Origin of the sequence: Myxococcus vastator, assembly GCF_010894475.1 — a bacterium.
GTDB classification, from domain to species: Bacteria; Myxococcota; Myxococcia; order Myxococcales; family Myxococcaceae; genus Myxococcus; species Myxococcus vastator.
Map to the genome: position 1 here is coordinate 1 of NZ_JAAIYB010000332.1, position 9,426 is coordinate 9,426.

Consider the following 9,426-nt stretch of genomic DNA (forward strand, 5'->3'; position numbering starts at 1 on the left):
AGGTGTGTATAAGAGACAGGCTGAGGGGCGGGCGCAGAGGTGAGGAGGCCACCCGAGGCTTCAATGCGCTCTACGCGAGCGCCGTGGACGAGGCGCTGCGGACGACGGGCCAGGACGCTTTCGAGGCGATGTCGCTGTTGGACGAGGCGCGGCTGGCGAAGCGCGCTCCGCGTGCGGCAGTGGAGTATCCGAAGGGGCAGCTCGGACAGCGGCTGCGCGACATCGCGCGGCTCATCCACGGCGAGGTGGGGCTGGAGGTGGCGGCGACGGAGTTGGGAGGTTGGGACACGCACGCCGCGCAGGGCGCCGCGACGGGGGCGTTCGCCAACCGCTGCCAGGAACTCGGAGGCGCGCTCGCGGCCTTCGCGCAGGACCTGGGGGCTCAGCTGGAGCAGGTGACGGTGGTGGTGCTCACGGAGTTCGGCCGCACGGTGCGGGAGAATGGCAGCCGTGGCACGGACCACGGCGTGGGCAGCGCGATGTTTGTTCTGGGCGGCGGAGTGAGGGGCGGCAAGGTGTACGGGCGCTTTGAGTCGCTGGAGACGGAGCGCTTGCAGGACGGGCGCGATGTGCCTGCCTGGACGGACGTGCGCGCACCGTTGGCGGAAGTCCTGCGTGCCTGTCGGCCCGGTGTGGCGCTCGAGAAGGTATTTCCTGGCTTCACGTCGCGCCCGGCGCTGGGCCTGTTCGGATAGGCGCTGCGCTCACCTGTCGGCGAGTCGCATCAACTCCGTCCGGGGCAGACAGGGGAGCGGCCTTCCTCCGCCGCTCCCCCGCCCGGACACGTCCGCATTCACGTCGAGCGGCCACGGCCCTTCCGCGTCAGCTCATGTTCCGTCGCTCAGCGGCAGCAGGCGGACATCCCGCAGGCCGTGTTGAGGCAGGTGAGTTCGTTGGGCGTGGGGGTGGTGGGGCAGGTGGCCTCGGCATCGCCGCCGGTGATGAACGCCAGCGTCGCATCCTCCAGCTCCATGACGGATGCGGGGCTGGCCGGGAGCGCGGCGCGCTCCGCGTCGGAGAGGCTGTCGTAGTAGTCGGCGTCACGCCAGGCGCGGAGGATGTGATTCTTGTCGCTGTGGCTCATGGTGCTGCTCCTCTTGGGTTGTTGGGGGACTGCCAACGGACCGCCAACCCTCGCGGTACCGGAGTTCGTCGGGAACGAGGCTGCGTCACGAGACGGGCGGGGCCAGGGAGAGCAGGTCCGCCACTCGCTCCGGCGCCGCGAGCCGCAACAATCCATGGGCGATGCCCGCGAGCCCCACCAGCAGTCCCGGTGTCTCGATGCTGTCGGGCAGGCCATGCAGATAGCCGTGTGACTCGATGCCCTGGAGGATGCCGCCCGCGAGCTGGTAGGTGCGCCGCAGCAGCGTGTCATCATTCAGTGCGCGCGCGGCCTCCAGCAGGAAGAGCACGTTGCCCAGGTCGCCATGACACAGGCCATGGTTGTAGCCGAGGCCCCCCGCGAGCGTGGCGCGGACCGCCGCGGCGATCTCCTCCCGCACCCGGTGGTCATCGAGTATCGGCAGTCCGGAGAGGCGCGCCAACCCGATGCCGGGCGCGCCATTGCACCAGCCACACATGAAGGCAGGTCCATCACCGCCGTGCATGCCAGCGTCGGCGCGCAGGTCGGGCCAGTCGCCGACCTCGGGCGAGAACCGGCCACGCTCATACGCCAGCGCCTCCAGCGCCGCGGTGAAGAAGCGGGGCTCGCCCGTGGCGGAGGCCAGCCGCAGCAGCGCCAGCGCGATGCCCGCCGCTCCATGTGCCAGTCCGCACAGCGCCAGTCCGCCGGTCGCGGGTGAAAGCCAGCCCAGGCCCTGGGATTGGGGCGTGGCCGTCAGGATCAGCTTCTCCCCACAGGCTCGCGCGAGCCGTGACGCACGCTCGGATGGATGCTGCCCCACGAGCGTCAGCAGTCCGAGCAGGGCGCCCGCGCAGCCACCCCCCAGGTCCAGGTGTTCGTCCTGTTCCACGAGAGGGGCCATGACCTCCACGAGGGACTCGGCGGTCTCGAACAGCGCGCGGTCCCCCCACAGCGCCCCCAGGTGCGTCAGCGCGTAGAGGATGCCGCCCCAGCCATTGAGGATGCCCACGCCACGGACTTGTGTTGGCGCGGCCTCCAGGCGCCAGGTCAGGTGACGCAGGGCGCCCTGGGCCGTCTGCGTGAAGCGAGCCTCCCCCGTCAGGGCGCCGAGCTGCGCCAGCACCAGCGCGATGCCTGAGCGCCCCTGGTAGAAGTCCGTCCCCACCTGGACGAGCCGCCATTCCTTCGCGTCGGACATCTCGAGCGACAGCCAGTGGGAATGCCCCGCGCCGGAGAATGACAGGGTCGCCAGTCGCGCTCCCACGCGTCGTGCCGCCGCCAGCAGTGCGTCTGGCTGCGCGGGTTCGGGCATCTCGCGGAATGGATAGCGGGGGCGCGGGCCCGGGCTCGCCGCCATCCGGACCCGGTCGAGCGCGCTTCGCAGCAAGGCGAGCTGCCGCTCGTGGTCCTCCGGTGACAGCCCCGCAAGGCGTCGTCGCGCCCGCTCCAGTCCTGAGTCGTCGAAGAAGTCGGGCAGCCGGCGGCCCGCGCCTGACCACAGGTCCTTCGAGCCGGGCAGGGTGGTGAAGCGGGGGATGTCGCCGCGCTGCAGTTCCTCCTGCTCGAAGGGGATGAGGGCCGCCAGGTATGGGCGCTCCTTCACGGCCAGCCAGAGGTGGTCGAAGAAGCGCTGCCGGTCCAACGCATCCCCCATCGCATGGGGATGCATGCTCTCGTGCAGCAGGGCGTCATAGCTGGCCGTGCCGCGAAAGAGCACCCGCACGGGCGCGTGCTCGAAAGCCGCGAGCGGCCCGTCTGGGGCGAGCAGCGCATCCCGGTGTTCCGCGAGCAGCCGGTACAGGCTGGAGAACCCCTGCGCGAGCGCATCCGCCTGCACCGCCACGGAGACGTCCTGTCCCTTCAGTCGGGGGCGGTTCGCCGCGCCCTGAATCTCCATTCGCCGCCGCTCGAAGCGGAGCTGGTCCGTGCCGTGCGCCGTCGCCACCAGGTAGCCCAGTGGCGTGAGCTGTCCCTCGTTGGCGCCCAGGGCGCTGAAGTCCACCTCCGTGCCGTCCTTCGCGCGCCAGGCGGGTTGGGGCAGCAGCCCGCTCTTGAGCACCGTCCCGTTCAGCACCGCACCGGGTTGCTTCTCCACATCCCGCATGGAGGCCGCGAGCGTGTGCGGATGGAAGAGCGTCTCCAGGTCCACCAGGACGGGGTGCTCGCCCACCGCGATGAGGTTCTCGTAGTGGATGTCGGTGACGTCCATCGCGTAGAGCAGCGCGACGAGCGCGCCCTGCCGCAGGTGGAAGCGCCGCACCTCCTCGGCTGAATGGCACGGCGCGGCCTCCACGTACTCCATCCACCCGTAGCCATCCGAGCAGAGGACCTCCACCGTGTGCAGCGGAGGCGTGAGGCCGCGCGCGTTCAGCCAGGAGACGAGTTGCTGGAAGGTGGCCTCCGCCGTGAGCGGGCGCGGCTTGTAGACGAGCCGCAGCCCCGAGGCGAAGCGGAGCAGGAAGACGGTGCGCCCACCTCGGTGCGGGTCTGACAGCCCGCCCAGGGCCTCCACCAACGGGCCGGGAGGAACACCGCCGTGGAAGCGGTGCCACAGCGCGGCGGCGTCCCGGGCCAGCCGCTTCAGCAGCTCCACGCCCGTGGCTCCCCACGCGGTGATGGACTCCACGGCTTGCCGCGCGAGCACCGGGTAGCGGCGGAGGATGTCGAGCGCCACGTCGCGTCGCCGGAGCTGCTGGGCGAAGTCCTGGAAGCGTGCTTCGGGCGTGTCTCCCTGGAGCCGTCCTTCGAGCTGGGTGATGCGCAGCTCCACCGCGAGCGTCCGTCCCAGCAAGGGCATCAACGTCCGTGGAAGCGGCGCGAGCAACATGCGAGCCGTGGGCTCCGGCTCGAACGGTGCTCCGGGCGAGTCCCGCAGGCAGGTGTCCAGGGTGGAGACGAGCCGTGCGTGTGCTTCGTGGACAAGTGGCTCGACCAGGCCGAGCAGGGCCGCGCCCGGTGGCGTGGGCTCCGGCCAGGTGAAGGGCGGCGATATCTCCGACGTGTAAGCCTGCTCGATGACACGTTGCCACGGTGGCGGCGCTTTCATGCGTGCCTGCAGCGCCTCCGTGGTTTCTCCCAGGAGGGTGTGCAGCTCCGCTTCCGTCAGCCCCGAGGCTCGCAGGCGCTCGGCCCAGAGCGAGTCCCGCGTGAGGGGCTCTTGCTTGCGCCAGCGCTCCAGCCTGCGATGCGCGCGTGCCGCGTCCACCGCGGCCGGAGCGCCGCGCAGCCTGAGCGATGGTAGCCGCTCTTCCAGGGCATGGCCCAGCACCCATTGAGACGTCACGCCTTCTCCCATCCAGGCGGCGGCCTGGGGTGTCCGAGTCGTCCTGTGGTCTGTCTTTGATGGCGCCTTCAATCGCTATCGTTGCATCGCCGCCGGGCCGAGCGCCAGGGGGCCTGGTCGGCTGCGGTGGGGATGACTGGTATTGCCCACTGCGAGCGTGACGCCATCCGCCGTCGCGCTGCGTCGCGAACTGCGGCAGACTGGGCCGATGTCTCGGCTGCGCCGCATGCTCATCCTCTTCCTGGCCATCTTCGGTTCAAGCTACCTCGTGTTGTGTGTGGCGATGTTCGCCCTGCAGCGCTCCCTGCTCTACCCGGCTCCCAAGGGCACGCCGCCGCTGGCGGAAGGCGACGGCTTCAGCCGCCTGCCGCTGGAGGGAGGCCTGTACGTGGACCTGTTCCACCTGCCGGCGCCTCCAGGCTCGCCCACGGTGGTGCACTTCCACGGCAACGGCGAGCAGGTGCTGACGCAGCTGGGCCTGGGCAGCTTGATGCGAGCGCGGGGGCTGGGCTTCCTCACCGTCGAGTACCCGGGCTACGGCGCGTCGCCGGGACATCCCACGGAGGAGGGCATCTACGCCGCGGCGGACGCGGCGCTCGCGTGGCTGCGCGCGAAGGGCGTGACCGCCGAGCAGACGGTGCTCAGTGGCCGCAGCCTGGGGACGGGCGTGGCGGTGGAGATGGCGCGGCGGGGGCACGGCTCCCGGGTCATGCTCGTGAGTCCGTACACGTCCATCCCGGACCTCGGGGCCACGGCCTTTCCCTTCCTGCCCGTCCGCCTGCTGGCCCGGGACCGGTATGACACCGCGTCCAAGGCCGCCGCCGTGAAGCTCCCCGTGCTCATCATCCATGGCGAGGAGGACACCCTCATCCCCGTGGACATGGGGCGCCGGCTGGGCACGCTCTTCCCCCAGGCCGTGGTGGAGACAGTGGCCGGGGCGGGGCACAACGATGTCCTCGAAGACGCTGGAAAGATATACAGACACCGGATGGCGTCGTTCGCGCTGGGAGCGCCTTGAGCGGCGGAGTTCGCTGGACTTGACGCTGTTTGTCATTGTCTCCGACCGGACAGCGACTCGTGGGTGTCTGGCTTCATGGGGAGCCGGGTGGAAGACTGGTGAGCGCTTCAGCTCCCGCTCGACTGCAAGGAAATCCCCATGCGAAACGTCATGTCCGTAGTGGTGTCGTTGAGTGCCTCGCTCCTGCTGGCCTGCGGGCCCGTTCCGGAGGCTGGCGAAGGCGACGCGCTCGCGGAGGAGGCGGCCACCCGGACCGACTCCCTGTCCTGGCGGGATGCTCCCGTCTGTGGTGATGGCGTGTGCTGCATGGAGCGCATGTCGGAGTGCCCTTCCGACTGCCCGAACGAAGATGGCGGGCTGGGCGGCACGGTTTGTTACATCAGCCCCTATTGAGCCCAGGGGCGCTGCAACCGTGACGGGGGCGCGGAGGCTTGCCCGAGGCCACCGCGACTCCTACGCTCCCTGCCGCCGGCGCGGTCCTTGTGCCGGCGTCCACCGGGAGCCCGCCGCATGTCCAACCCCACCGCACCCGTCATCGGCATCATTGGCGGCAGTGGCCTGTACCAGATCGATGGCCTGACGGACGTCGAATGGAAGAAGGTGACGTCCCCCTTCGGTGAGCCTTCGGACGCGCTGTGCTTCGGCACGCTGGGAGGGCACCGCGTCGTCTTCCTTCCGCGTCACGGGCGAGGCCACCGGCTGGCGCCGACGGACATCAACTTCCGCGCGAACATCGACGCGCTCAAGCGCAGCGGGGTGACGGACCTGCTGTCGCTGTCCGCCGTGGGGGGCCTGCGCGAGGAATACCCACCGGGCACCTTCGTCGTCGTGGACCAGTTCATCGACCGGACCTTCGCCCGGGACAAGAGCTTCTTCGGCACGGGGCTGGTGGCGCACGTCTCCATGGCGAAGCCGGTGTGCTCGCGGCTGGGGGACGCGGTGATTTCCGCGTGCGAGGGCCTGGGCGTCGTCGCGCGCCGGGGCGGCACGTACCTGGCCATGGAGGGGCCGCAGTTCTCCTCCATCGCGGAGAGCCACCTGTACCGGAGCTGGGGCTGTGACGTCATCGGCATGACGAACATGCCGGAGGCCAAGCTCGCGAGGGAGGCGGAGCTCTGTTACGCGACGGTGGCCATGGTCACCGACTTCGACTGCTGGCATCCGGACCATGACGCCGTCACGGTGGACCAGGTCGTCTCCGTGCTGCTGGGCAACGCGGGCAAGGCGAAGGGGCTGGTGAAGAACGTGGTGCCGCTGCTCGGGGCGCACACTGGCCCCTGTGCCCAGGGCTGCCACAAGGCGCTGGACCACGCCATCATCACCGCGCCCACGGCCTGGGACGCTGGCATGGTGGAGAAGCTGTCCGCGGTGGCGGGCCGGGTGCTGCGCCGATGAAGGTCCAGGGCAAGCCGATGCGCTCCCTCTGGCTGGCGCCGGACGCACAGGCCGCGGAGGCCATTGACCAGACGCGGCTGCCACATGCGCTCGTCACCGTGCGGCTGACGACGTTGGATGAAGCCGCCCATGCCATCCGGAGCATGCAGGTGCGCGGCGCGCCGCTCATCGGCGCCACCGCGGCCTATGGCGTCTGGCTGGCGATGCGCGCGGAGGCCTCGGACGGTGCGCTGGAGCACGCGCTCGCGGTGCTGCGGGGCACGCGTCCCACCGCCGTGAACCTGCACTGGGCCCTGGAGGACATGCGCCAGCTCCTGGCGCCGCTGCCACCTGCTGAGCGAGTGGCTTCCGCGCTTCGCCGCGCCGAGGCCATCAGCGACGAGGACGTGGCCATCAACCGCGCCATCGGTGCGCATGGCCTGAAGCTCCTGGAGGCGGCCTGGGCGCGCAAGGGCCGCCAGGGTCGGCTGGAGGTGCTCACCCACTGCAACGCCGGCTGGCTGGCCACGGTGGACTTCGGCACCGCGCTCTCGCCCATCTACCAGGCGCACGACGCGGGCATCCCCGTGCATGTCTGGGTGGACGAGACGCGCCCGCGCAACCAGGGCGCGCAGCTCACGGCCTGGGAGCTGGGGCAGCACGGCGTCCCGCACACCGTCATCGCGGACAACGTGGGGGGCCACCTGATGCAGCACGGACAGGTGGACCTGTGCATCGTCGGCACGGACCGCACCACGGCCCAGGGCGACGTGGCGAACAAGATTGGCACCTACCTCAAGGCGCTGGCGGCGAAGGACAACGGCGTGCCCTTCTACGTGGCGCTGCCATCGCCCACCCTCGACTGGACGCTGCGGGACGGGGTGCGTGAGATTCCGATTGAGCAGCGCGACGGCGCGGAGCTGAGCGACGTCACCGGACGGCTGGCGTCGGGCGAGGTGGCCACGGTGCGGATTACCCCCGAGGGGAGCCCCGCCGCCAACTACGCCTTCGACGTGACGCCCGCGAGGCTGGTGACGGCGCTCATCACCGAGCGCGGCGTGTGCCCGGCTTCGCACGAAGGGCTGCTGTCGCTCTTCCCGGAGCGGCGCGGGAGGGCGGAATGAGCGGTGCGTGTGAGCACCTCGCCCTGCGCGAGTCGATGATTGTCACCGCGCGGCGGATGAACGCGTCCGCGCTCAACCAGGGCACCTCCGGCAACCTGAGCGTGCGCGTGGAGGACGGCTTCCTGCTGACGCCCACCGGCATGGACTACGACGCGCTGGTGCCGGAGGACCTGGTCCTGATGCGCTTCGACGGCAGCCATGAGGGCCGCCGGAGTCCGTCGTCGGAGTGGCAGCTCCACTTGGACATCCTGGCCGCGCGGCCGGAGGTGGGCGCGGTGCTGCATGCGCACTCCATGTTCTGCACCACGCTGGCGTGCCTGCACCGGGACATTCCCGCCTTCCACTACATGGTGTCCGCGGCGGGCGGCACGGACGTGCGCTGCGCGCCCTACGCCACGTTCGGCACGGCGGAGCTCGCGGCCCACGTGCTGTCCGCGCTGGAGGGCCGCAAGGCCTGTCTGATGGCGAACCACGGCATGGTGGCCTTGGGCAGGGACCTGCCGGCGGCCTTCAAGCTGGCCGTGGAGGTGGAGACGCTGGCCGCCATGTACTGGCGGGCGCTCCAGGTGGGTGAGCCGGTGCTGCTGGACGGCGCGGAGATGGCGCGCGTCCTGGAGAAGTTCAAGACGTACGGCCAGCAGCCGACGCCCCCGTCGCGCGAAGGGTGAGGACCGTCACCTCCGTCGGCACGCCGATGCGGAAGGGCAGCCAGTGCCCCGTTCCGCCGGACACGTAGAGCTGGTGGTCGCCCTGGCGGTAGCGGCCCAGCATGTACTTGAAGGCGAACCAGAAGGCCGGGACGCCCAGGAAGGCCACCTGTCCGCCGTGGGTGTGGCCGGCCAGCGTCAGCCGGGCGCCGCGCTCGGCCGCGAGCGGGAAGAAGTCCGGGTGGTGCGTCAGGCACAGCACCACCTCTTCGGGCGCCACGTCGCGGAAGCTGACCTCCGCGGACTGCTGCATGCGCTCGGCCTTCACGCGGTGACTGCGGCCGGACATCGGGTAGTCCACGCCCACCACGCGCACGCGCTGGCCGGCGTGCTCGAAGGCATGGGACGCGTCCACCAGCAGGCGCACGGGGCCGCCGCGCGCCTCCACGTCGGCGTACGCCTGACGGATGGCCCCCAGGCCGCGCCAGTGCTCGTGGTTGCCCAGGATGGCGAGCATGCCGTGGCGGGCCTCGCACTCCGACAGCGCCGCCATGGTGCCGTCGAGCTGGTCCAGGTCGTCGATGAGGTCCCCCGTCATCACCTGGAGGTCCACCTTGGCGTCGTTCATCGCCCGCACGGCGTTCTGCAGGTACTGGGTGTCGATGAAGGTGCCGACGTGGACGTCCGTAATCTGGCCGATGCGGAACCCGTCCATCGCCGGGGGCAGGCCGGGGAGGTGGATGTCGACTTCGCGGACGGAGAACTGCGTGTAGCCATTGGCGAGCCCCACCGAGCTCGTCCCGGCCGCCAGCAGCGGCACCGCGCGGCCAGCGTTCGTCAGCAGGTTGCGGCGCGCCAGGTTCACCGGTGGGGCGGGGTTGGCCTGGGGCGCGGTG

9 protein-coding genes are annotated in these 9,426 nt (G+C 70.7%); 6 read left to right on the forward strand and 3 right to left on the reverse strand.

The genetic code is table 11. From position 1 onward, the window contains the following. On the forward strand, positions 1-695 hold a 695-nt coding region (locus G4D87_RS26900), incomplete at its 5' end, for a DUF1501 domain-containing protein (RefSeq protein WP_163785312.1). A gap of 146 nt (positions 696-841) precedes the next feature. Here G4D87_RS26900 and G4D87_RS26905 read toward each other — a convergent pair. Then, a complete protein-coding gene (locus G4D87_RS26905) occupies positions 842-1,084 on the reverse strand; it encodes a mersacidin/lichenicidin family type 2 lantibiotic (RefSeq protein WP_205507739.1) in 243 nt (80 codons plus the stop codon). An 85-nt stretch (positions 1,085-1,169) separates the two neighbouring features. Then, on the reverse strand, positions 1,170-4,367 hold the full coding sequence (locus tag G4D87_RS26910; protein WP_240358645.1) for a type 2 lanthipeptide synthetase LanM family protein: 3,198 nt from the start codon (positions 4,365-4,367) through the stop codon (positions 1,170-1,172). A gap of 208 nt (positions 4,368-4,575) precedes the next feature. Between G4D87_RS26910 and G4D87_RS26915 the strand changes: the two genes are divergently transcribed. From G4D87_RS26915 to G4D87_RS26935, 5 genes are all read left to right on the forward strand, one after another. Further along, a complete protein-coding gene (locus G4D87_RS26915; RefSeq protein WP_163785318.1) occupies positions 4,576-5,385 on the forward strand; it encodes an alpha/beta hydrolase in 810 nt (269 codons plus the stop codon). 138 nt (positions 5,386-5,523) lie between these two features. After that, positions 5,524-5,778, forward strand: coding sequence for a hypothetical protein (locus tag G4D87_RS26920; RefSeq protein WP_163785320.1), 255 nt, complete (start codon positions 5,524-5,526; stop codon positions 5,776-5,778). A gap of 117 nt (positions 5,779-5,895) precedes the next feature. Beyond that, the gene (locus G4D87_RS26925; protein WP_163785322.1) at positions 5,896-6,780 is read left to right on the forward strand and encodes an S-methyl-5'-thioadenosine phosphorylase; all 885 of its coding nucleotides are present in this window, start codon (positions 5,896-5,898) and stop codon (positions 6,778-6,780) included. Beyond that, positions 6,777-7,883 carry an S-methyl-5-thioribose-1-phosphate isomerase gene (mtnA, locus tag G4D87_RS26930; RefSeq protein WP_163785324.1) on the forward strand — a complete coding sequence of 369 codons (1,107 nt, stop codon included), beginning with the start codon at positions 6,777-6,779 and terminating at the stop codon, positions 7,881-7,883. Before G4D87_RS26925 ends, mtnA begins: the two co-directional genes overlap by 4 nt. After that, on the forward strand, positions 7,880-8,551 hold the full coding sequence (locus G4D87_RS26935; protein WP_163785326.1) for a class II aldolase/adducin family protein: 672 nt from the start codon (positions 7,880-7,882) through the stop codon (positions 8,549-8,551). Before mtnA ends, G4D87_RS26935 begins: the two co-directional genes overlap by 4 nt. Here G4D87_RS26935 and G4D87_RS26940 read toward each other — a convergent pair. Then, positions 8,505-9,426, reverse strand: a 922-nt coding sequence (locus G4D87_RS26940; RefSeq protein ID WP_163785328.1) for a metallophosphoesterase, incomplete at its 5' end; no start/stop codon positions are given. The two genes, G4D87_RS26935 and G4D87_RS26940, sit on opposite strands and share 47 nt — an antisense overlap.

Bases quoted from the DNA above. Each gene is read 5' to 3' on its own strand.
- G4D87_RS26925 (WP_163785322.1), top strand. From the start codon at position 5,896: ATGTCCAACCCCACCGCACCCGTCATCGGCATCATTGGCGGCAGTGGC.
- G4D87_RS26905 (WP_205507739.1), bottom strand. From the start codon at position 1,084: ATGAGCCACAGCGACAAGAATCACATCCTCCGCGCCTGGCGTGACGCC.
- G4D87_RS26935 (WP_163785326.1), top strand. From the start codon at position 7,880: ATGAGCGGTGCGTGTGAGCACCTCGCCCTGCGCGAGTCGATGATTGTC.
- mtnA (WP_163785324.1), top strand. From the start codon at position 6,777: ATGAAGGTCCAGGGCAAGCCGATGCGCTCCCTCTGGCTGGCGCCGGAC.
- G4D87_RS26920 (WP_163785320.1), top strand. From the start codon at position 5,524: ATGCGAAACGTCATGTCCGTAGTGGTGTCGTTGAGTGCCTCGCTCCTG.
- G4D87_RS26915 (WP_163785318.1), top strand. From the start codon at position 4,576: ATGTCTCGGCTGCGCCGCATGCTCATCCTCTTCCTGGCCATCTTCGGT.